At 57.4% G+C, this 22,501-nt stretch carries 25 protein-coding genes and 1 tRNA gene; 1 reads left to right on the top strand and 25 read right to left on the bottom strand.

Features of this window, described 5'->3' with window-relative positions:
- Positions 1–15: 15 nt before the first annotated feature.
- The 22 genes from WKI41_RS07215 to WKI41_RS07110 form a co-directional block, all read right to left on the bottom strand.
- Positions 16–315: a hypothetical protein gene (locus WKI41_RS07215; RefSeq protein ID WP_340192803.1), complete on the bottom strand. Its 300-nt coding sequence runs from the start codon at positions 313–315 to the stop codon at positions 16–18.
- Positions 316–318: 3 nt separating this feature from the next.
- Positions 319–2,397, bottom strand: a complete 2,079-nt coding sequence (locus tag WKI41_RS07210; RefSeq protein ID WP_340192802.1) for a discoidin domain-containing protein — start codon at positions 2,395–2,397, stop codon at positions 319–321.
- Positions 2,398–2,409: 12 nt separating this feature from the next.
- Positions 2,410–5,244: a phage tail tip fiber protein gene (locus WKI41_RS07205; protein WP_340192801.1), complete on the bottom strand. Its 2,835-nt coding sequence runs from the start codon at positions 5,242–5,244 to the stop codon at positions 2,410–2,412.
- A 4-nt stretch (positions 5,245–5,248) separates the two neighbouring features.
- A complete protein-coding gene (locus WKI41_RS07200) occupies positions 5,249–5,620 on the bottom strand; it encodes a DUF6950 family protein (RefSeq protein ID WP_340192800.1) in 372 nt (123 codons plus the stop codon).
- Complete coding sequence (locus tag WKI41_RS07195) at positions 5,617–6,087, bottom strand: GNAT family N-acetyltransferase (RefSeq protein ID WP_340192799.1); 471 nt, start codon at positions 6,085–6,087, stop codon at positions 5,617–5,619. Before WKI41_RS07195 ends, WKI41_RS07200 begins: the two co-directional genes overlap by 4 nt.
- Positions 6,053–6,625: a hypothetical protein gene (locus WKI41_RS07190; protein ID WP_340192798.1), complete on the bottom strand. Its 573-nt coding sequence runs from the start codon at positions 6,623–6,625 to the stop codon at positions 6,053–6,055. Before WKI41_RS07190 ends, WKI41_RS07195 begins: the two co-directional genes overlap by 35 nt.
- Positions 6,625–7,236 carry a hypothetical protein gene (locus tag WKI41_RS07185; RefSeq protein ID WP_340192797.1) on the bottom strand — a complete coding sequence of 204 codons (612 nt, stop codon included), beginning with the start codon at positions 7,234–7,236 and terminating at the stop codon, positions 6,625–6,627. The genes WKI41_RS07190 and WKI41_RS07185 overlap by 1 nt, the downstream gene beginning before the upstream one ends.
- Before the next feature lie 10 nt (positions 7,237–7,246).
- Positions 7,247–9,610, bottom strand: coding sequence for a phage tail length tape measure family protein (locus WKI41_RS07180; RefSeq protein WP_340192796.1), 2,364 nt, complete (start codon positions 9,608–9,610; stop codon positions 7,247–7,249).
- 397 nt (positions 9,611–10,007) lie between these two features.
- Positions 10,008–10,211: a phage tail assembly chaperone gene (locus tag WKI41_RS07175; protein WP_340192980.1), complete on the bottom strand. Its 204-nt coding sequence runs from the start codon at positions 10,209–10,211 to the stop codon at positions 10,008–10,010.
- The gene (locus tag WKI41_RS07170) at positions 10,208–10,567 is read right to left on the bottom strand and encodes a hypothetical protein (RefSeq protein WP_340192795.1); all 360 of its coding nucleotides are present in this window, start codon (positions 10,565–10,567) and stop codon (positions 10,208–10,210) included. The genes WKI41_RS07175 and WKI41_RS07170 overlap by 4 nt, the downstream gene beginning before the upstream one ends.
- Positions 10,568–10,999: a phage tail tube protein gene (locus tag WKI41_RS07165; RefSeq protein WP_340192794.1), complete on the bottom strand. Its 432-nt coding sequence runs from the start codon at positions 10,997–10,999 to the stop codon at positions 10,568–10,570.
- Between the two features lie 34 nt (positions 11,000–11,033).
- Positions 11,034–11,444: a DUF3168 domain-containing protein gene (locus tag WKI41_RS07160; protein WP_340192793.1), complete on the bottom strand. Its 411-nt coding sequence runs from the start codon at positions 11,442–11,444 to the stop codon at positions 11,034–11,036.
- On the bottom strand, positions 11,444–11,938 hold the full coding sequence (locus WKI41_RS07155; RefSeq protein ID WP_340192792.1) for an HK97-gp10 family putative phage morphogenesis protein: 495 nt from the start codon (positions 11,936–11,938) through the stop codon (positions 11,444–11,446). The genes WKI41_RS07160 and WKI41_RS07155 overlap by 1 nt, the downstream gene beginning before the upstream one ends.
- A complete protein-coding gene (locus tag WKI41_RS07150) occupies positions 11,935–12,291 on the bottom strand; it encodes a phage head closure protein (protein ID WP_340192791.1) in 357 nt (118 codons plus the stop codon). The genes WKI41_RS07155 and WKI41_RS07150 overlap by 4 nt, the downstream gene beginning before the upstream one ends.
- 116 nt (positions 12,292–12,407) lie before the next feature.
- Positions 12,408–12,764, bottom strand: coding sequence for a head-tail connector protein (locus WKI41_RS07145; protein WP_340192790.1), 357 nt, complete (start codon positions 12,762–12,764; stop codon positions 12,408–12,410).
- 10 nt (positions 12,765–12,774) lie between these two features.
- The gene (locus WKI41_RS07140; RefSeq protein WP_340192789.1) at positions 12,775–13,053 is read right to left on the bottom strand and encodes a hypothetical protein; all 279 of its coding nucleotides are present in this window, start codon (positions 13,051–13,053) and stop codon (positions 12,775–12,777) included.
- A gap of 3 nt (positions 13,054–13,056) precedes the next feature.
- Entirely contained in the window at positions 13,057–13,356 is a 300-nt protein-coding gene (locus WKI41_RS07135; protein WP_340192788.1) for a spike base protein, RCAP_Rcc01079 family, read from the bottom strand.
- 48 nt (positions 13,357–13,404) lie between these two features.
- Positions 13,405–14,598, bottom strand: a complete 1,194-nt coding sequence (locus WKI41_RS07130) for a phage major capsid protein (RefSeq protein WP_340192787.1) — start codon at positions 14,596–14,598, stop codon at positions 13,405–13,407.
- 13 nt (positions 14,599–14,611) lie between these two features.
- Positions 14,612–15,730, bottom strand: a complete 1,119-nt coding sequence (locus WKI41_RS07125) for a S49 family peptidase (protein WP_340192786.1) — start codon at positions 15,728–15,730, stop codon at positions 14,612–14,614.
- A 9-nt stretch (positions 15,731–15,739) separates the two neighbouring features.
- Positions 15,740–16,966: a phage portal protein gene (locus WKI41_RS07120; protein ID WP_340192784.1), complete on the bottom strand. Its 1,227-nt coding sequence runs from the start codon at positions 16,964–16,966 to the stop codon at positions 15,740–15,742.
- On the bottom strand, positions 16,966–18,492 hold the full coding sequence (locus WKI41_RS07115) for a terminase large subunit (protein WP_340192783.1): 1,527 nt from the start codon (positions 18,490–18,492) through the stop codon (positions 16,966–16,968). Before WKI41_RS07115 ends, WKI41_RS07120 begins: the two co-directional genes overlap by 1 nt.
- Positions 18,493–18,578: 86 nt before the next feature.
- Positions 18,579–19,049 carry a phage terminase small subunit P27 family gene (locus WKI41_RS07110; protein WP_340192782.1) on the bottom strand — a complete coding sequence of 157 codons (471 nt, stop codon included), beginning with the start codon at positions 19,047–19,049 and terminating at the stop codon, positions 18,579–18,581.
- Positions 19,050–19,521: 472 nt separating this feature from the next.
- On the opposite strand from WKI41_RS07110, the gene WKI41_RS07105 reads away from it, so the two are divergent.
- Complete coding sequence (locus tag WKI41_RS07105) at positions 19,522–19,779, top strand: hypothetical protein (RefSeq protein WP_340192781.1); 258 nt, start codon at positions 19,522–19,524, stop codon at positions 19,777–19,779.
- Positions 19,780–19,969: 190 nt separating this feature from the next.
- Here WKI41_RS07105 and WKI41_RS07100 read toward each other — a convergent pair.
- The 3 genes from WKI41_RS07100 to WKI41_RS07090 all read right to left on the bottom strand — a co-directional run bounded on the left by WKI41_RS07100 (position 19,970) and on the right by WKI41_RS07090 (position 22,388).
- A tRNA-Trp gene (locus tag WKI41_RS07100) sits at positions 19,970–20,044 on the bottom strand.
- A gap of 671 nt (positions 20,045–20,715) precedes the next feature.
- Positions 20,716–21,939, bottom strand: coding sequence for a hypothetical protein (locus tag WKI41_RS07095; protein WP_340192780.1), 1,224 nt, complete (start codon positions 21,937–21,939; stop codon positions 20,716–20,718).
- Positions 21,936–22,388 carry a hypothetical protein gene (locus WKI41_RS07090; protein ID WP_340192779.1) on the bottom strand — a complete coding sequence of 151 codons (453 nt, stop codon included), beginning with the start codon at positions 22,386–22,388 and terminating at the stop codon, positions 21,936–21,938. The genes WKI41_RS07095 and WKI41_RS07090 overlap by 4 nt, the downstream gene beginning before the upstream one ends.
- Positions 22,389–22,501: the final 113 nt, after the last annotated feature.

Below are 22,501 nucleotides of genomic sequence, written 5' to 3'. Positions count from 1 at the left end.
AACGTTCCTTAGAGTTTAAGGCCAGACGATCTCAGGCAACGCAGCAATGAACTCCGCGACTGTCGGCGCGTCACCACCGGCCTGCACCGCTGCCAGCTGTGCAAACATTGAGGCCAACGCCTGATCTCGCCAATCAATGAATGCTTGTGCCTCAGCAGCCCAAACCGCGTTCGTGCTGCCTGCGTAGGTGGCGATCGTCACCCGGTTGTCGTAGCTCTTCGACTGCGCAACAGAATCGAGGTGAGCGTCGAACGCAGTTTTGTAGTCGTCAATGGCCGGCACCAACGGTGCCAGCCCGAATGTTCTTGGTGCCATTGATCAACTCCACTGAGCAACGACGCCAGATACGGCGACGTTCTTGTTGTTGGCGGTCGAGACTTCCCATTTTATGGAAGTGCCGTTGCCCAGAGACGCAAGGTTGATGCCCGTGGCTTCGTACATCTTCGGACCGATCAGAAACTGCGAAAGCGCAAGAGTGGCGGTCGCCCAGGTGGTGCCACCGTCGCGAGACATGCGAACGACGACATCCGTGTTGATCGTGATGGCGTCGGTCTCGACAAGCTGGACTGCAACCCTGCCGGTGGTTGGTACTGCTGCTGCCGCATAAGCGACAGAGCGCAGGGTCATGTTGTTGGTTGATGGCACCACAGTATCAATTTTGAACTCAACTTCGCGAATGAATGTGTCAGTTGAATTCCCGCTGACGCCAAGAAGTTGAAAGTATCGGTAGAGCGATGTCGCTTTGCCTATCTCGGTATTTAAAGATTCGTAGAGAGACCCCACCGCCACATTGCCGCCGTGCAAGGTAAACTCCGATCCAATATCGGTCCACGTGCTCCCGTCGTTTGATCCCTGCCACTTGAAGACGCCTTGCGTGGTCGCCGTCCCCTGACGCCAACGCATTTCAGCAATGTACCTTGCGGAGCCCGCACCGAAATCAAATCGAATATTCTTGCCAGATACGGCTTGAACGCTAGTGGCATACGAGCCGGTATCACTTCCATCCACCAATGCAGAAGGCGAACCTGAAGCGGCAAGCGTGCTGCTCACAGTGATAAGTGAGCTTCTGTTGCCTGTTCCGCCTGGGTTCGAGTACGACGCGCTTCCTGACTTCGTGGGCGCATACCAATCATTCGTCGCATCGTAGATCGCGTTTGTTTTGACATCGACGCCTGTCTCGTCATCGAAGGCATCGGCAACGCCACCCTTCATACCAAGGCGCGAGCCCTTGAGGTCGGCGATCTCCAGAGCAAGGATGGCGTCGTTCTGACCACCCGCAGAGAAACGCGGGTCATCGCCAGCCGCTACGGTCCCGGCAGCAGTGCCAACATTGCGAGATGCCGAGTTTCCCAGGATGATGCCGCTGTCGATAATGACCTTGCCGGAGGTGCCGCCAAACACAGCAACGCGGTTTGCAACAGAACTGGCAGGGCCGACGACGTCGCCAGTGCCAGTGCCGTCAGCTCCCTTTGCAGCCAGCAGGCTCCAGTAGGTATTTTCAGTCGTCGGCAGCACAGGCGGCGCATTGCCCGTCGTCGTACCCTTGGCGATCCACGATGAACCATTGTCTAGGACAAGGTCCAGAGCCACGTAAGACTTGCTATTGTCATAAGCACCGCGAGGATTAACGCCTGCACTGCCAGCGCGAGCAAATATTCGCCACTGTGTGTTCTCAGTCGTTGGCAGCGTCGGCGGAGCGTTGCCAGTTGTCGCCACCTTGGCGATCCATGTAGAACCGCCGCTGTAGACAAGATCGTCAGCAGCGTAGGCCGTCGCAGGGTCATATGTCCCGCGCGGGTTCACGCCATCGGGACCAGGCGGGCCGGTAATGATAGCCGGAGCCGACCAGTCCGCTGCAGTATTGCTGTTCTTGCTGTAAATGGCGGCCCGGCCATCACCGATATCAGCCACCAGAACACGGAAGTTTGGGGGGCGACTATCGTAGACAGCCCTGTCCGCAAGATTGTTCACCTGCACATCGTAGTCAGCACCGTTGATGAGTGAGGTGAGTGCGATCGTGGTCGCGGTATCCGGTCCGGTAAAAAGCAGCAACGTATCGGCCAAAGGGCTTACACCCGCCACAGCCGACAAAGCCGTGTTGTTCAGCTTCTGGATATAGTCTGCCAGCGCCTGAGCATTTGCCACCGTCTGCTGGCCGTAGGCAGTGTCGCGAACGAGAGCGTAATCGTAGGTGCCGGTCGGGCCAGTCCAGGCGATCGCGGCAGTGATGGCCGTGTCACCGCCGATATCCGCGATGGGCAGAGCATTGCCACCATCAGCCTCGACGAAGATCGTCCCGCCGATGATCAGCGACGTTTCCCAGCCAGTGCCGATACCCGTCACCATAGCGCTGCCATTGACGAGGCTGATCTGCCCCGTCGTGTAAGGAGTGGTCATGTTGGATTGGCCCTAGATGTTGTTGGGAACGTTCTTGGTGAGGATCGCCCCTATCGTTCCACTGTCGTATGACAGGGATGCACCAAGTGGTTGAAGCTCAACTCGAAAAACAGTCTGAGTTTGCGTCTGTGACTCGGCTAGAGACACATAGGTAAATTCCGTCCTATTAAGAGTTTGACCGGCAAAGATAACCCCGAAGTTCACAAGAAGAACCGCTTCGCCTGTGGACATGTTTCTAATAATTGCAGTCACAGGACCGGTTGACCCAGTCCCCAATCTGCTTATCTGCAACTTGAAGTCTAGCCTGATTTCGTGGTGCGTTCCGGGCTGACTTACTCCGTGTCTAACAACAAAGTCGTAATTCCCGCCGTTATTTCCGGGTATTTGAAGAGACTTAATGAACCCTGCCGAAGCCGGTTCTATCTGGTCTTGCCCAACGAATAGGTTTTCAATCTGCGCCTGCTCGATCATGGCATTGATGATCTTCACCACGCCACCTTCCGTCGCGAAGACTGGCAAAGCTCCATCTTCGGTCAGGATTGTGAACTTGTCCGCGAGGAAGCCGACTTCGGACACTCTCACGCCGCCGACGGTTCGGATCTGGATGTAGAACCCACTTTCCGTAAAGTCTTCATCCGTGCCGGCGCGCAGCATGATTGCGAAACGAACAAGCACGTCCTCAGGACTCGCTACAGCCTTGAAGCTTACCAGCCCTTCGGCAAAGTTTTCACCGAACGAAGCAGACAACGCCGTGAGAGTCTCTGCAAGAGCTTCGCTTTCAGAGACCCGAACGCGCTTTTCTTCCACGATCTGAGCGCGCGCGGCGCCAAGCTCCGCACGCATCTTCTGACGATCGATCTGACCTATCGCGCCATCAAGGGTGAAAGCCGTCGTGGATTCTTCCAAACGTTTCCAGAGATCATCAATCTCGCCGCCAAGCTGCGTGAATACGGCCTTTGCATCTTTACCAAGATGTTGCAGATCAGCGACGAAGTCCCCGCCAGCCTGAAGGGTTCGGAAGTTGGTGATACCAGACGGCGCGACTGCTCGACCGTTATCGACAACCAACGTCGTGCGAACGCGCAAGTCAGTTTCGGAGGTCAAGCCTTCCACGATCTGCACTACGCTGATGTCGGCATCCACCATTTTGGTGAATACCTGCGTCGGATTGGCGACAGGCCAATACTCGATCAGCACACCAGTAACCGAGATATCTTGAATAGCACCCCACGACAGCCGCACGCCAGGCAGCAAGCCGCCGCCTTCTGCTTCCACCACGTTCGGCGTCGCCGTGAAGTTCTGCACCTCTGCCAGATACTCAGGCGGAGGAACAACGATAATGACAGGCGGGTTCGTGGCGTATGCTGTGGGATCGAAGACGCCGTTGCTGATTTCCTGCAGCGAGACTGTGATGTCACGCACACCATCGCTGCTGTGCGGTCCGAGGGTGCGCGAGAGCACCTGGTAGGTGCGCGTGCCATGCTTGGCGCTTGCCCACGTGATCCACCGGCCTTCCTTCACAACATCCAGAAAGCGCGGATGAATGGTGATTTCCGCAGACGCTTGAAAGCGCGCTCCACGAAGGGCGATATCGGCCAGACGATCAACCTGCTTGACGTTTGTCACAGCGCCGTAAGGGATGCTGCTGGCAAGCGTCTCGCGGTCTTCAGCCAGTGCTGACTGGTCTATGCGCGTGGCCGCGTCCTTGGTCTCGTAGAAATCATCCGGCGAGATATATGACGCCGCAACCGTGTTGATCAGCTCTGTACGCTTGCGCTTGGCCGTGAACCGCTTTGGCGCGCCGACCTTGATGTCGTCATCGGTTATGGTCGCGACGATTGCCTGCGGTGCGCCCCCGATCGGGAACTCTCCATCGACACGCTCCACCCAAGACGCACACATGGCTTCAAGCAAAGGCTGAAGGTTGGCGTCATGGTTGGCGCCCGGTCCATCCTTGGCAATCATGTGCGAGCGGTAGCGATAGTAGCCGTCGACGATCTCGTCGCAGATATTGGCAGCCTGCGTCCACTCGGAAAGCGGCAGACGCGAGGCGCGAACGCCCTTCCCCACCATGCGCTGCGCACCATGGAAGAAGCCACGCTCCAGATTGTAAGCCTGCACGGCTGGATTGTCGCTGTATTCCCATGTCGACTGGTCATTCCAGCGATGAGGGCCAGCGCCGCCGACACTGCTATCCTTACGCCAATCGTAGAGAGGAGCCCCCTTCACCTCAAAGAGCAACTGTGCAGGAGACGTTAGTCCGCGCCCCTTGCGGCTCAGGACAGAATAGACAACTGCGTAAGCAACGCCGACGCCGCGGTGATCTTCTGTCCAGCGGCCGGCGGGTCGAGATGTCTCAATCAGATAAGGGTCTGCCTGCTGGTCCATGCTCCCGTAATAGAACTTGACTTGGATCTCATCACGGCTGTCTCCGCTGGTCCCCTCGTTCGGCACGTCATACCACCCGCCTGGCGTCGGGTTTGAGAGAGTTCTCCACTGGCCGTTATATTTAACGCGAGGAACGTCGGTGATCCTGAAGCTCGCCAGCTCATAGACATCAACAAAGATGCGCCCGCCGTCGCTAAAGTTGTTGCGATACACGTGACGGCCAGCAAGACCGCAGGTGCCAAGGATGACAGTGCGCGGATTGTTCGCGCCGTATTCCGTTTCGATCTGCGCCGAAGAGCTTGGAGTCTTTGGCGGGAACAGTTTGCTGACAGCATATTGCGCAGCGATGGAAAACGCACTGGTCAGGATACCGGCCAAGACCGTATTGGCAGCTGCCCACGTGCCGATCGCCGCGATACCTGCTCCGATCGCGCCGATGATGCTGGAAATGAATGCCATAGAGCTAGGCGCCTATCTTGTAAGCTTGTTCGATATCAGCGAGCGGAAAGATCGACGCGCCATGCGCCATCCGGACGACAAAGCCTGCACTCGACACCACACCAAGGAAGTAACGGCCCTCGAAGAACACGAGGCCGATATCCCCGCGACGGGCGTTGAAACGGTTGACCGGCTCAAGGCCATCGACGAACGCCTTGGCGTCTTTGCCTCGCGGTGTGACCGCAACGCCAACAGTGGCCGAAATCACGTCGCAGACTGCCGCCACGTCTTGGTTCAGGGCGTCTGTCGGCCCGCTGCTCGTGATGGTAGACACGGCCTCTTCCAGTCGCCTGTCCCACCCATCGGCGCGGACAGCCTTTGCAAGCTTCTTGCTCATACGGTCAGCGCTTTCATAAAATGGGTCTCAACCGGCGCATATCCGCATCGGGTGTAGATCCGGGAGACGTCGTTGATCGCGAGGGACGCCATGCAGGCATAGACGCAGCCGATATCCCTTGCCCAATCCTCATAGGCGTCCAGCATCTTTAGTGCGCCTCGCCCTCTAGCCTCTTCCGCGATAAACCAGACCGTCTCAAAACTGCACATGCCTGCACCGAATGGATGGTCAAAAGCGTGAGCCATGAGAATTCCTGCGGGAGACCCGCGATACTCCATGACAATTGCCGCCGTGTGCGCGGATTGCTCGTGCGCACAGAACAGCGAGTGCGCCCGCATCGGATCGAAAGGAAATTTCCATCTTGCAGCCGCGTGGCTTTGCCTCAGAAGCTCGACGACGACACCGGCATCGCTATTGCGAGCGTGGCGAACATCACTTCTGGTCAAAGGTGAAATTGAAGAACTCATTCTTGAGCCTCGCAGCATGTTCGAAGAACATATCGCCAGGTGAGACCAGTTGCTGGTCTTCGTGACTGGCGTACCGATAGCCCTCGCGGAAATTGTCGATCGCTTCGGTTTCGATGTTGGCTTCCAGCCAGGCTTCGCCGTTCTCCTCGCGGTGGTCGATTGTATCGACGTAGCCGTAGAAGGTCGGCTCCGCGTGGAGGAACTGATTATTGTCCGGATCGAAATAGAAGTCGTAGAGCGTGACCGGTCGGCCCTTGTACTCCTCTTGCTCGATCAGCAGCAGCTTGTCTGGCGTAAGATCGAAGTCGGACCGTGCCGGAAGCCGCATCGTAATCGGGTTGGCAGCGGTACCTAGTGCATAGGCAGGCTCGTCGATCTCGATCAGCGAGCTACCCTTGTAGGTCAGCCCGTTGAAATCCAGAGTGCCTTTGCCCGAGAAGAACCCGTACGTTCCCGTACCAAACTCAAACTTGACGCCCGAGCCGATCTTGACTCTGCCCTCGTTTAGGAGCTGCTGCAATCGTGTCGGAAAAGCCATTACTTCGGCACCTCGATGAGTGTGAATGTGGCTGTCGGCCGAAAGTCGTCAGGGCACTCGTAGCTATCCGGCACCATGCGCATGTTCATGACTGGGTTCTTGAAAACGACAGTCGCGCCTGCGGTGATGTAAGACGGCAGGAATGGCTCAATCTTGATTGTAATAGCCGCACTGGCTGCGACCGCGTCCTCAACAACGCGAACGATGATGTTGTAGTCGCCTTGGCTTAAACCGATCAGGTCACCAGCAGTCAGCTTCAAGCCGGTCGTCACGCTGTTGACCGCGAGCTGGTTGCCGCTGATCGTGGCAAGCGTTCCGTTATCGAGGATTGCCGGAGCATCTGGGTTTCCCCAATAAGCCTGCGGCAGGCAGACATGCTTCGGCGTGTAAAGCACCGTCACCATGCCGTCTCGACAGCGAGAGATGAATGCTTCCAGTTTCTGCCGATCGGCGTTGCTCAGCGCGAGCACTCGCATCGACACTTGCCAGAACGGATCGCCCGTCTCCATGAAGGAGATCGCGCGCTTGCCCCATCGTGACATGCTCGTCGAGCGCACGAGCTTAGGATAGGTCGGCCCGTATCTCAGGCCGACCGGTAATGTTTCTGCCATGTGTGAAGCCCTAAACTTTGATGCCGCGCGGACCGACCTGCTTCATGACTTTCAGCACGTTGCCAGTAAGTTCTTGGTTCGTTTTTGCGAGCCCCGCCTCAATGCGAGCGACAGCCGCTGCGTCAGCGCCACGAGCGTCAATGACGGGAGCGAAGGTGATATTGGGCATAGCTGGCGCCGCAGTCTTCAGAGATGGCAAACTCGGCACCGAAACGCCAACCGCACCACCATTGGCGTAGCCCTTCAGGTTGCGCCTCATGGCTTCCATGGCCGCCGGACCGCCGGCTGCTTTGACCGCCGCCTGGTCAAAAACATACTCGCCTTTGTGGACAACGCCGGCAGGCTGGTACTTGCCGCCAGCACCGGTGTAGCCGCCGTCTGAATACAGGCCGCCAGGCGCAGATGGAAACTTGCTGCCTCCACCACCAAAGATGCCACCGAAGAGTCCGCTCAGGAAACCACTGCCGCCACCCGCCGCGTTGTTGACCTTGAAAATGCTGTTCAACACATCGTCGAGCAGTGCATCAGCTATGCGGCTGAGTGCCGCAGCAAACGCATCGGCCGCGCTTTCACCATGGATCAAGTCGTCAATAAAGCCGCGTGTAGCGTCTCTTGCTACGTTGTTCCACTCATTGAGCTTCTGCTGTTGCTCTTGCGCCTTTCTTAGCGCTTCTGACTGGCGCGCGTAGGCTGATGCCTCCTGCTCAATGGCCGCGATTTTGTCCGGCGAAAGCGTGATGCTTTCGAGATCCTTCTCGCCTTTTTTACGCGCCTCTTCTCGAAGGTCGGCGAGAGCTTTCTGCTCCAGATCGAGAGCAGTGCGGCGCTTGGCTTGCTCTTCATTGGAGAGACCAATCAAGGCCATCTCCTGACGCAGCGCCTCTGTGCGGTCTCGAACTGCCTGAATGTCTTCCGCAAACCGATCGGCGGACGTCTTCTTTGGCACTCTCGCGCGCTTCGGAGTTCCAAAACCACGGTTCTTGTCGGTGTCGAGATCCGAAGGTCGGTTTGTCGGCGTAGGACCATCAAAGGGGAGAGAGTATTTCTCGTTTTGGATGGTGTTATCAGCCGACTGGAACGTCCCTGGATAACTGCCTTGAGACGGGAAAAGCGCCGTCCGCGCCGAAGCTTCGGCAAGCAGTGATTGCTCCCTTAGCTTTGCTGCATTACCTGCGGCCGCGACGAACATGTTCGAAAGATACTCAATCCTCCCGCTGAGCGTGTCTGACGCTCTAGAGGCGTCGTTTTCGAGCATCCGCGCGAGTGTCTCGGTGACAGCTTCCATTTCTTTGGAAGTGTCTTTCCCAGCCTTGTATGCATCGGATAGCTCTCCGATCTTCCCTTCCAGCGCAGTCACATCGCCAATGAGGACTGCAAATGACTGTCTTGCCTCTTGGTTTCCTGTTTGCATCTCCAACGACGCCTGAACCGCGGCATCTTTCAGTCCGGCGTAGCCCTTCGTCGCGTCCGCAAGAACCCGCTCGATGGCATTACCCGTCGCGGTTTGGAGATCTGCGCCCTCCTGCGCTCTCTTAAGCTGGTCGGCATATTCGCGCAGCGCGGGAACCGCATCACCCCACCTCTCAGCCACCGCCGAGATAAGAGCGGCTTGTTCCTTGAGCACCTCAGCGGACTTGTCACCCTCGCTCATCACGGTCGCGAAATACTGGAAGGCGGCAGTGCCGGCTGCGATCACGCCGATCGTCACGAGAGACAGCGGAGAAACCACCGATGCAAAGGCTGCGGCCAGCCCTTTTCCCACGCCTTGTCCGCTGGTTTTCAGCTCCTGCAACACAGCAGACAACTGAGTGCCCTGCTGTAGCGCAATCTGTATAGGTGACATGCCCATGGCTGCCGTAACGCCAATATCTTGGAACTGCGCAGCGATGTTGGACGTGTTGAAATTGTTCGTCTTCGGCTGCGACGACAGCGCCGAATTCCGGCCCTTGATGGCCGCCGTAGATGCTAAGGCAGCTTGCCGTTCACGCTGGATCGCGGCGGTCATCTCATTTGCGGAGATTGCACCTGCGGCATGGGCCTGCCTGATTTCCGAAACGGCTGTCTTGTAGTTCGAGACGGTCGCAAATAGCGGGCTATATTTTGCACGAAGGCGATCAAGCTCTTTCTGCTGATCTGCAAGAACTCCGTTCCACTCTTTTGCGGCCGTCGCGCCGATTCCCACCATGCCGTTGATGCGTTCCTGCATCGAAGTGGTGAGAGAGCTATTTATCGACTTTCCCGCAGACGCAAATCGCTTTTCAATGCCGCTCGAGGCACTACCGACGTCAGACACAAGCCGATTCAGCGCACGCTTTACGGTTGCAAGGTCGGTGCTGATTGAGATAATCAGATCATCACTGTTGTTGCCGGCCAAGTCTTGTTCCTAACGTGGAAAAGCCCGCCGGTTGGGCGAGCTGGGAGGCTTCGAGAATGAAAGTGTGGACACTTGCAGCGATTTTTGCTGCATCTTGCGCAGTCTCGGCCGCCGGAGGGTGGACCGCACGGGGTCTCACTTTGCACAACAGGCCACAACTTGTAGCCACACCTCGTATCATCGAGAGGTGTGAGAAGGATGTCGCGGACGTCGTTTTGAGGCGAGACCTTGAGAGCCTTAATGAGGGTACAAAGCGATCGTATGCGATCACAACGCAAGAGTGCTACGAGCACGGACTCGTATCAGACAGATACCTGGACGCCATCAAAAACAGTCAGATCGGCCCGTACCTAGAGCAGTACAAAGCCAATCGAGGTGTATGGCGGCAAAAACCAGCCTAACCACCATACTTCGCGATCAACTCATCCATCTCTGCGTCCGACGGCGGCTTTACCGAACCGCCAGCGCCGTTCGCTTCGGCCTTACCCTTCACAGCAAGAGTGAATTCCGTCAGGCTGGATGCCCAGAAAACAGCGGGCGGCCAGCATAGGCCTCCGAATGCGATCTTTTGCCAATCTCGCCAAGGAAACGGTTCTTCTATGCCGCCTTTTGAGCGGCTTCTCCGTTTCCCTCGTCTTCCTCGTCGAAATGATGAGACAACGCCTCGGAAATCGCCTTGGCAACGGCGCCGAAGTGCTTCAGTTTCAGCGAACCGATCGCCTTCACCTTGTCTCCTCGAGTCGTGAGAAGATCGAGTGCGGCCACGGTAGCCGCTGGCTCTACGCCTGACAGGCGAAGAAACAAATCGGACATGCTCTTGCAAGACAGGCGCGAAGAAACAGCTGCAAGGCCGCCCATCTCGGCAACGATGACCAGAGGAACGTTGCCGATCCACAGAGCGACCTCGCCGCGAGCACCGTTCACTTCGAGCGGGAATGGCTTTTCTTCTTCGGACAATTAAGCCTCCGCAACAAAAGACAGGACGCCGGCGGCAACAAAGGTAGCATTGAACTCCATGTTGCCTTCCATTTCGCCGCTGAATTCGAACTCAGACACAAACCACGGTCCGGTATATGTGCCGAGACCTGGCACGATGACCTTGGCGTTGAACTTGGTGGCATCGGTGACGTGCGCCATGAACGCGGTGTTGGCAGTGCTCTTGATGAACTTGCCAGAACCGGAGAACGTACGATTCTTGATGCCAGGCTCGGCCGTTTTCTGGGGTGTGTTCGCAGGGTTCTCGCAATCCGTGACCGTAGTGTCGACCTCGTTTGCGGACATGTTGAAGCTGCGCGTCGTCAGGCCGCACAGATTTGCATACACTTCCGGAGAAGCGCCATTACCAATCTGGATAAGCAGCGTGCGACCAATCTGTTGACCGTCGGCCATATGTAAACCTCAAGAATTAGGGATTGATGGCCAATCAGGCCGGTGTTTCGACACGCGCAACAAACTCAACGACACCATGTGTCGTAACTTCGTCCGGGTCTTTGAAATGGCGAGTATCTTGCCGCGTTAGCGACACGAGGCGATGCGATGGGAGCACGAGAGGCGCGTCATCGAGCGCCTCAACAACTTCGTTTATGACCTCCTTCAGCTCCTTGAAGCCTCCGGAGTATTGCGACCAAACGTGGATAGTCACGTAGATGAGATTAGCCTTGAAGCAGGTGACATCGTCGCGAATGACTTGGCTTTCGCCGTACTCGACATAAGGAAATGGAGCATTGGTCGGAGGTCGATCATAAATGCGCTGTGCAACAATGGCTGTCAGCGCGGTACGCGCCTTCAGTCTCGCAACGATCGCGCCCTGCAACTCAAGATCGGGACTAGCCATTATTTCTTCATGGCCTCCCTCACCCCGCGTGAAACCGCTTCCGCGATCTTCTTCTTCGCCTTCGCCTTCATAGAGCGCCAAGTCGGGAAAACGTGTGGCTGCGCACGCGTTCCTGGGTGCATCTTCGCGCCGTCAGTCTGCTTTTTGCCGAGAACAGTTCCGCCACCCTTTGCAACGTTGTGAGGTGATGTACCGAACTCCAGGAAGTGCCAAATCCAAGCGGCGAATACGCCAGTCGCATCCGGATCCTTACTGGCCGATGCGCCAACAAGGGCTTTTGCGCTCGGTCTGTCAGAAATCTTGCCGCCCTGTATCGAGGCAGCGTAGTCGCCGGCCGTTGCGCTGTTGCTGATTGGTGCCCGGTCGGAAATTCGCTCTGCCGCCTCGTTTGCAATCTGCAACTTCGCTTCGGCGGCGTATTTGTTGGCAAGCGGCGCGACTTGATTGAGCTTTTTTGTCAGCGCCTCGCGGCCCAAAACCTTTGCCTTGATCAAGATGCCTCCCCTTGCACCACAAGCAGTTCAATCCACTGATTGCGCTCGTCGATGTTGACCGCTGCCTTGATGGCGTAGACGACGCCGGTGCGCTTATTACGCGCCCGCCACGCGGGCGTTATGGTGCGCGTGCGCTCATTGCTGCGAACAGTCATGGTGAATGGCTGCAACCCTTGTAAGCGGCTGGCTATGACCGTTTCGTTGCCGACGCGCGGCTCGAGGCGGGCAGGTTCGATAAAGGATTCCTGCCAGCCTGTAATCGTCCCGCCGTACCCGTCATCACCTTGAACCTCAGCCTCAAAGCCGATTCTCTCCGACAGCGAGCCCGCTCCGGATCTCTTGCGTTTTGGCATTCGGTCGATCCTTGGTGGGTTCGGCGGCCTTGGCCGCTATCGCAGCATCGGCGCAAGCGCGCGTGACGTTGTATAGGCCCGGCTCATAGGCAATGGTGAAGCCTGGCTGGCGCCAGTCAAATGGTGCATGGAAACGTATCCACATAGTCTTCCACCGGTGTTCGCCATATGCGCCAGGGCGCTAGCAGCATGCGGACCGCGCGCGGAAGAACCGCGTTGCCCTTGGCGTCAGGGTCTGGCTCGCGAACCTCATAAAGGTCGCCCGTCACAAGAAGGATCGCGGACACGATCGCAGGGGTTGCGACAATGCCGTCGGTTGCGGTCGGCGTTACGCCAGCGGCAACAATCTCGCGGTCCAAATACTGCGTGACAATGCTCTCAGCGGCATCGCGATAAATGCCAATCTCCGCGTCTTCATCATCGTGAAAGACGCGGAGGTGTTTCTTGATCGTATCGAGATCGACGATCGGCATGGCTCAACCCTTAATGCGGATCGGAGCCCGCCTTCTCATCAACGAGCTTGACCAGATCGTTGGCCTTCAAGTCGACGTATCGCTGATGGCTGACGCGGAACGGCTCGGATCGCGGCCCCTTGTCACCCTCGATGCCCTCAAAGCTGCGAATGGCCTGCACCAGAACGGTGTTGGCGTTTTCGGCTTTCGCTGGCGCTTCTTCGGCCTTCGCTTCGGCGACCTTGTCCTCGACCGCCACCGGCTTCGGGTCTTCCTTGACCTCGACCTTTTCGTCTTTCTTGGCAGCCATTGGTTAGCCCTCCAAAGTTGCAAGAGTTGCGGTCGTGCCGGTGGCAAACACGCGGCGAACCTGGTGGGGGATGATCATGCCGACAGTGGCCCCGGTGATAGTGATCGTGTCGGCGTCAGCGTTCTGCGACGGAACGTACTTCACGTTGCCAGCGGTCACGACAACCAAGCCAGCAGCGTAGGTCGCGAGGTCGACGGTATCGGAAGGAACAACGGTCACGCCCTTGGGGTGGCGGGCGGCTTTGCGACGGCCTGCGCTGTAAGGATTGCCTGTGGCCGGATCTTTTGTCTTATCGTAGGGCATAAGCCCCTCCTTATCTCAGAGGAATGGGCGCCGAAGCGCCATGTGGGGTTAAGCCGAGACGGCACCGGTCACGAAGGCTTCAGGACGATACACAGCCAACGCCAGACGCTCTTCAGCGCGGATCGAAACCATGTTCTTTTCGAAGTCATCAACGTTCTCGGTGGAGAGAAGGACTTCGATTTCCATGCGATCAAAGATCTGCGCGGCCATGTTGAATGCGCCGGTCAGGAAGGTGCCTAGCGTCTGCGACTGGGTTTCGACCACCGGCAGATTCCAGAGCGTCGGCTGGTTGGAGCCCTGAGGGTTGGCGATGATGTAGCGACCCTCGCTGTCCTTGGTCAGCTCGATGGCTGCCCAGTCGACCGGATTGAGGACAAAGCCCGTCGCAGGATACTCAGCCAAGACAACCTGTAGGATCGCGAGGCGAAGGCGATCGATAGGCGTTGCGTCCTGCGGCACGAACGCCGGGTTAAATGCGGTTGCCTGCGGCTGGATACCGAGGATGTTCTGACCGGTACCGTCCCCCTTGAGAAGCTGCGCCTCTTCCTTGAACTGGAGACCGTAGCGCGCTCGACCGTCGATGTAGCTTCGCAGCCCGACCGCATCGTCCAGAATCTGGCGCGACGCCTTGAACAGATGAGCAATCGTGCGAACCGGAGCGTTCGTCATATCAAACGTGATGTCTGAATATGGCTTCGCAGTGGTTTCGGCGACCGTATTTGCATTGTTCGTGAAGCCGGTCTCTCTGGTGTACTCGACGTTGTTCGAGCTGGTCTGGCCAGGCATCAGAAGATCGCGGATGGTCATGCGACGGTTCGGTGGAGCGACAATGCCCGGAACGCGCTGACCAGCCACGAGAGACGTGCCGGCGGAGCGGCCTGTGCCCACCGTAGTGTTACCGGTGGTAATTGCGGCGCGCTCCGCTTGGACCCGAATAGCACCGCGAGCGGCCCCGTTGAATTCCTTCGCTTGCGCCGCCTCGACGACCAGATCGCCGAGCGACTTCTCTTCCACGTCGCCGTTTTCACGCTCGCGAGCGGCGCGCTTCTCCATGTCGGAAAGACGGGTCGTGACGTCGCCGAGTTCGGAAAGCGCCTTGTCGGTCTTTTCCTTCAGCTCAGCGGAAACCTGACCGTTTGCGGCAAGCTTCGAAGTGAAGTCGGTGGCGAGATTGCCAACCTGCTCCTTGATGGATGCGAGGGAAGCACCAAGTTCGCCAATTTTTTCTGCTAGTTCGGCCATGAAAGGCTCCTTATCATCGAATGAGGGGAGTTTTTGCTTCGGCCAAAAGCCGGTCTAAGGCTGCCAAAGCAGCAGCATCCGTCTCGACGTCAGGAGCCCCCTGACCATCTTTGAGGTAGAGCCGAGCGGCCCGCTCTGCCTCAGAGCCCGACAACCCCATCAGTCCCCTGATGCCGTTTTCGAACTCGCGTTTCGTGATTTGCTCGCCGGCCGTCATCTTTGCGACCAGCGTTTGTGCAGCCTCCCCCTTTGCGGCGTTGGCTGCCTTGATGCGCCTTACCGGCGCAGGCTCTGCGTCCGCGCCGTAGCGGGCCAAGGTCTCGTCAAGTGTGGCAACACGGTCGACCATGCCTCGGTCCATAAGGGCTTCCGCATAGAATACTCTCCCTTGGCCGTAGCCATCCTCAACTTTGCTGACCGTCACACCGCGCCCTTCGGCAACGGCTGCGAGGAAGCGATTGTAGGAACGGTTCACGCCATCCTGCACATGCGCCAGCGTGTCCTTGCTCATAGGCTCGGTCTCGTTGCCCTCGACCTTGTGCTTGCCGGCAGAAATGTAGGTACGCTTGATGCCCCGCTGCTCAAGAGCGGCGGACAGGTCATCATGGGCGGTATAAACACCGATCGAACCAGCGCGGCCGGAAGGCGTGACGACGATTTCGTCGGTCGACGCAGCGATCCAGTACGCCGCACTTGCCGCCAGGCTGTTGACCTGCGCGATAATAGGCTTTTCGCCGCCACGCAGCTTTCGGATCTCGGTCGCGAGCTCGTCAGTGCCCGGCACAGTGCCACCGGGGCTGTCGATATCGAGCACGACAGCCTTGATATCCTCGTTCGATAGCGCTGAATGCAGCGCTTTCTTGATGCCAGCGTAGGAAGTTCCGCCGCTCATGGCGGAAAACATGTCCATTTTGTTCGCCAATACCCCGTAAACGGGGATGACCGCGACGCTGCCGCCGATTTCGGCGATTTCCTTGGCTCGCGCATCGTCGATCGACGCGGCGAACTCCGACGAGAACAGCTTCTCGCCTTCGGCTCGGGCGACCAAAACATTAGCCAAGACGCCCAGTTTTTCGCGCTGAATAGCCCAAGGTTCGGCCAGAATGGCCGAAATCAGGTGTTCAAATTTCATGATTTTCCCTTATGCAGCGCGTGCTGCTGGCGTTTGCGGCGCATTATCGTTGGCCTGACCGACCGTATCGAGCGGGGTCATGGTGCCGTTGACGATTGCCTTCTCTCCGCCGTCGACTGGAGCCTTGTTCTCGTAGGAACGGGCCTCATTTGGCGTGTAGATGCCGTTGGTGACCATCTTGGACAGGAATTCTGCCCTCGCCGTGCTGTCGCCGCGGAGCAAGCCTTCCATGTTGAATTTGACGATGGTGGTCTTGCGTGTTTTCTCGTCGAGGAGGTCGCGGTACACGGCAGATTCGATGCTTTTTACCAGCGGCCCAAGGCATGTCTTGATGAACTGCAGGATAAGCTGCTCGATGCCGCTTCCCCAAGTCGTTGTGCCGTTGGCTGCGTGGCCGATCATCACCGGAGGAATGCCGAAGATGCGGCAAATCTGCTCGACGTTGAACTGGCGCACCTCAAGCATTTGCGCATCTTTGGGATTGATCGTCAGCTGCTGGTATTTGAGGCCAGCTTCAAGGACTGCGATCTTGCCAGCCTTATCAGATCCGGCAAACTGCCCAAGTATCTGGCCAAGCTGGTCGCGCTGTTCCTTCTTTAGGATCTGATCAGACGAAAGCACGCCTGCGACCTGCATGCCATTGGCAAACATCTTGCCAGCGGTCTTCTCGCCGGCCAGTGCGTTGCCCACAGTGTTGCGGACAACACCGATCGGTGACATGCCTCGATCACAGCCAGGCAGCACCGCGCCGCGGACGTGGAACATCCTGTCTTCTGCGATCCTGCGCTTATTGCCGCTCTCGGTAACCTCGTAGTAGCGCGCGTTCCGACTATCACGGCATACGTTCACGGCGAGAGGTGGCAGCGGGTTGAGCGCCACCAGCTTGCCGCCGTTGAACTTCTTCTCTGCAAAGAAATTGCCGTCTAGGCACAAGCACAAGACGACCATGGCCCAGAAATCCGAGGCGGTGTCGTCCATATTCGGCATGTCGTGCAGCAAGTCGTAGAGCGGCGATGCCCTGTCGATTGTGACGCCGTCGTCCTTGTAGACGTTGCAAGGCAGCATAATCACTGCGTTCCGGATCAAGTTGACGCACGCCCACACAGCATCAAGTTGGAGCGCTGTCTCGATCGTAACCGGCTCACCAGAGGTGGTTCCTAGCCCGAAGAACCCGCGCCAGAACTCGCCATCGGTGAGTTTGATGGGTACTCCGCGCCATCGTTCGAAGAAACCCATTAGATCACCATAACCATGTTGTTGATGAAGTCGTCCAAGTCCGGCCCACCTTCGACGAGGTCTCGAGCCTTCAGGCCGAGAGCCATGGCCGCAGCAACCGATCCATCGATACGGAACCGTGTTGCCGCCTTGTTGAGTTTGCGATTCCCGGCTGCATCCATCTGGACGATCGCGTTGGCGAAGCAAAAACCAAGAACCGGGTTCCCGTCGTGCATGAATCGCCGCTGAATGACCGATTCCTCTAAGGCGTCGATTGCAGGCGCCATCGAAACGAAGCCTTGGCCCCAGTCGACCATGCGTATCGCGCCGTCGTAAGGTCGGTCTTGACCGTCCTTGTAGGCTTCAATCCCTAAGCGGCCGAATTCGACCAATAGAAGATCGATGCGAGACCGGTCGTACGCGATGCCGGCGATCTCATAGTCTTGCGAGATTCGGCTTATCGCTTGCGCGACATGTCCGAAGTCGATCACCTTCCCAGGAGCAGCATCAAGCCATCCCTCTTTCGCCATAGTCGGATAGTCGAAGTGGTCCCGCTTGTAGTGGTCGTGAAGATAGTCTTTTGGCTTCCAATGCCACGCCTTCACCCGATCGCTTCCCGGTTCGGCGGAGACAGCCACAAGTGCGGTCAAGTCGACTTTGGCAGACAAGTCCAAACCAAGATAAATCCGCTCGCCTTTCCGAAGCACGCCGGTATCCGATCGCCATGTCTTCGCGTCAGGCGATTGGCAGGCCTTCCATTCGGATCTCGATATGAGAGGCGCCGTTTGATCGACACGCTGATTCAGATAAAGATTTCGGAACGATGCCTCACGAGAAGGCATGCGAACGGCTTCCTCCGCCAGCGCACGGATATCTTCCACTTTGCGGAAATCACCCAGGGCAGGATTGGCGGCTGCCCACGCATCTTCGTCGAGTAGGTCTTCCACATTCTCGGCAGCGGCATAGAGATGGACACATACTCGGGTATCATCTGCCCGAAGGCCGTCGTCGATCAGCTTTGAGAGCGGATGCTCTGGGTCAGGCGACTGCGTCGATATGACAAAGCCGAGCGGCTCATTCCGTGCGCCTTGAGACGTGTTCAACACGTCGTAGAGTTCATGATTCCTCGCCTGCGCTAGCTCGTCGTAGATCCACAGCGACGGGTTCAAGCCGTGCTTCGTACCGGCCTCAGCGGAAAGCGCCCTGTAAGTACTGCCGTTGTGCTTGCACAGGATGGTTTTCGTTGAAGGCACGACGGTGAGCGGACAACTGCCGCCGGGTCCGAACTCGGGCTCAGCTTCAATTATCTGGCTCGCGAACTTAAAGACTTGGCCCGCTTGCTCGCGGTCTGTGGCAGCCGAATAGATTTCGCCATTCTTTTCCGACACGGGGCCGCACAGGTGCGCCAACACAAGTGCTGCTATGAGAGCAGTCTTCCCGTTCTTTCGTGCGACCGAGAATATCGCGCGCCTGACGCGCCGCCTGCCATTTGCGAGTGGCGCATACACGTCGAGTATGAACTGCTTCTGCCAATCCCTTAGTACCATGGGGCCGCCCTGGCCCTCGCCGCTTGGCACGCGCAGCAGTTCAATGAAGTCAATAACTCGTTGGGCGCGGTCCAGCCCCTCTTGGGTTACGCCTTCTCCACGCCTTGCCCAAGCAGGCCGCTGAACTTCGATTTTGGCTTCTCCTCAGGTAGCGCCAAGGCGCCGCGGGCTTTCGGGTCCATGCCCAGCCTGTCGCCCATCGACATCATGATGCGCGCCGCTTCATTCTTGATTTTGAACCAAGGGTTCACTGTCGGATTGCCTGTTGACCCAGGCACAATGGCAGCTTCTGTTTTGAGCGCTTCCGTAGCTCGCTTGTGATCCGACCAGGCGGATGCGTAGACGGCTATACCGCCTGTGTCGGTCACCGCGTAAGTACCTGGGGGCATTGCGGCCACGATCATCTCGAAGCATTGCTTGGCATCGTCATCCAAGTAGTTCGGGATGTAGACGTCACCCTTCGCCTTCAATGACGGCGCGCGCTTCTTGCGCTTGCCGGGATTACCCTTCAGCGCCTGCATTTCCGGCGTTTCAGGGCGCGGTCCTCTGGCGCCCATGGCCTCACCTAAAAATAGTTTGAAAACTTGCGGGATTTAACGCTTGCCTCCCTCGGCGGTCCCTGGGGGTCGAAGCTGACACTTCTCTTTGGCCCCGGGGGTCAGTCGTCGACGGGCCAGCCGTCGCTCCCAAAGGACACGACCTTGATGCCACGATCCTCAAGAGCACCGAAGCGATCGTGGCATGCCTTGCAGAGGGATTCGAATGGCCCATTCCAAAAGCGATCCTCGTCGCCTTTGTGCCCACCTTCTGCGTGGTGCACGACGGTGGCTTCCTCAACCACTTCAATGCCGAGGCATCGAGTGCACAAGGGATGCGCTGCCAAGTGTGCCTCGCGGAGGCGCTGCCACCGTGCCGTTCGATAGAGGCGACGATAGAGGGCGGCCTGGGCTGAGCGACCTACGGGTTGAGGCATTGCATAACGCTCTCATGCCGTGCATTCTCTACCCGCTTTATGTAGGGAGAAGAGCTATGGACAGAATACTGGGTTACAAAGACGTTAGCCCTGAAGCTAATGCCCGAGTATCGGTAGCAGAGGGTAATCATTTTCAAGGAATGACGAAGCTTGATCTCAAGCCCGCTAAAGATGCCTTCAAAGAGGCTATAGACGCGGAAGACTCAGGCAAATACGATAGAATTTCTGTCTTCGTTGAGGACGTTACGGAAATCCTTGAAATGCCTCAGGTTCGTGAGATTTATGCTGCATGGGTAGATGAAGGTTTGGCTTAATATTCTTGGGCTGAGGCCTATTTCGCTGCCTAACGTATTGCCCTATACCTGACAAACCGACGTCGCGGGCGTGGATAAGTAGGAAGACGGCAGCGATGATTGTGTCGGTCATGGCTGTCTCCGGAAAAGCACGCTAGGTCATCATCCCGGCGTTCTTTTCGATGAGGCCTATGCGGCCCTAGAAGTTGAATGGCGGTGCGCAGCTGGAGTTGAACCAACATCGACGGTTTTGGAGACCGTTGCCTTACCGTTAGGCGATACGCCCTTAGAAACAAAAGCGGCCCGCTCAACCACGATGGGGAACGGGCCGCATGAACCCACGCTGCGGAGGAGAACGCGCATGGGATTGCGAAACATGGTGGTGCAACGACAATAGGCCTCTAAAAAAACCGATTCGGGAGGCAGAGTTGTTACGAAGCAGCACAATAGATCAATACTACGACACCGTATGGTGCATTGCCGCGTCGAAATATGTTGCTGAGTACATGATAGGATACACGCGGAGGCCGCTGAAGAACAGGCTTTCTGAGTACGGAAGACTCCACGGCTATCAATATCTAGTCATTTTGTCTAACGGCCTTAAGCTCGACGAAGCAATGCAACTAGAGCGCATGCTCCAAGAGCGGATTAAGCAGGATCGAAAACACACCCTCTTCAAAAAGTACTGCTCTCAACGGCGGGAGCAGCGCTACTTTCCGAGCCAAGGGCCAATTAGCGTGTCTCCGTTCGAGCCTGTTCATTCAGTCTACATGGCGTGGTGGGATCAGTACACTTGAGCAAGGCATAAACGTCCTGGCCCTCAGTTTACTCCACGAGATAGTTACGCCCGGCTCATCGCTGGCCGAGCGTCCGTCGCAACTTCGGTGCATCCGGAGTGGTGTGGGGCTTTTCAGCCCCTTCACCTGTATAGGTGGATGAGCGGAATTTTTCTTCCCTTCAAGCCTCAGCGGCATATTGCGCCAGTGCCAGCGCACGCTCGAAATTGTCGTTTGCCGCCCTCAGGAGAGACCGGCCGGCATCGACGGCATGGCGTCCTTTATAGCCACGAGCTTCGCCAAGCTGCGCCAGGCTCTTGGCGTCGACAGCATCGGCAAGGATTCCGACGTCGCTATCTAGCAGGCTCTCAAGCGCGATTTCGAACTGCTTCTTATTTTCGCTCTCGACGGCGATATCTTCCCAGGCCTGCGAGCCTTTCTCGCCGTTCTTGCCCTTGCGGCCGGCAATAAACAACTGACGCAGCGCTGTTGGGCCGTAGGGAAAGCCGTCCGGCGCCTTCTTCACCTCTGGCATGACAGGTGTGTTTTTGATCGCCTCCGCAAGCATAGCTCTCGCTTCCATCTTCGACATGACGACGCGCTTCTTCGATCGATCCTTCTTCTTCGGTTGCTTGGCGGACTTACCTTTCACCATCCATCGATAGTGCGCATTGCTACCCGTCTCGTCGATCTCGGATCCCTTGTCTCTGGCCGATTTCTCAATGCACCCCAACATTGCGCCGACGGGCATCCGGATTTCGGCATCAACAGCCTCGCCGAAAACCAGCTTCTGACCCTTCTCCTTCTGCGATCCGTCGCTGAAACGAAGCGAGCCGAGCCGGACAATGCATTTGTGCTTCTTGCCATCGTCATCGGTGTACGAGCCGTACTCAACCGAGCCGCCAATCGGTACCGAGTGGATTTCACGGTTGTTCGTAGGATTGAGCATCGACGGCTCGGCCCTCTCCCGTGTTTCGATCCTAGCTGCCGATTCCATGATCAGCTGGATGCTAGGTTCGTACTCCACAGCCCGCTCGTTGCCAAAACCATCCTCTGGCGGCGCGTTGTCGTTGGCGGGCACAAGCGACCAGTTTGTGGCTAGAGCGGAGAAGCCCTTCATTTTCACGTCACCACCCTCGGCCACGCCTAAAGGCCTATTACGGAACGCGAGCAGCCCGCTCATAGCGCCCAAGCCCCGGTGACGTGGCGCATCCGTCTTTGGCTTCTTGCCAAAAATGTCGCTATCGTTGGCAGGCGCGCTCTTGCGCCATTTTTCCACTGCGGCGCGGTGTTCGACTGTTGTCCGGACCGGTGGATCTTCGGCCGAAACCGTTGGTGCATCTCGGCGCTTGAACAGCACGCCCGGGAACATTGGCGAACAGTAGTAACCTTCTGGGATCATCATGCGCGGCTCCATCGTGGTTTGGCATCTGGAATTGCTCTGATTGCTTCTGAGGCGGATGTTGGCTGGCCTCCCTCGTCCTCCATCAAAATCGCCGCCTTTTCTCGTGCGAGGTTGAATGCCTTGCGGCAGCCCTCCTCCGCCTCCCTGACCGGGATCGACGTCGGCGTGTTTTCTTTGAGCGTTGTGTATGCAACTTTGAACTTGTCGCGCTCTTTGGTCACCTCGGCTAGCCTTGCATCGAGGTGGCGGCGATCGCTGATAGCCGCAGCGCGCTCCCTCTCCTCAACGTGCTCAACGAGGCGGTCACGGTAGTAAGCGAGCACTTCCGCGATCATATCCTCCCTCACGCCAGGGATGTCTGATGTGCAGTGATGCGCTATTACGCGCAAGCAGTAGTCCGCTAGATCCTCGCGCTTCCCGCGCGCGACGCGCTGTTCCAAATGGTGCATCGATACCCCCAAAGTCTTCGAAGGTATTTTTAGATTTTCGTTGGGAAAAGTCCGGTGCCTAATGCAAATATTTTTGCGGTGTCCTGAGCGCCGATGCACTATCGACCATCATC

The organism is Agrobacterium larrymoorei, assembly GCF_037722385.1.
Classification (GTDB): domain Bacteria; phylum Pseudomonadota; class Alphaproteobacteria; order Rhizobiales; family Rhizobiaceae; genus Agrobacterium; species Agrobacterium larrymoorei_C.
This window is presented reverse-complemented; position numbering and strand designations above follow the sequence as displayed.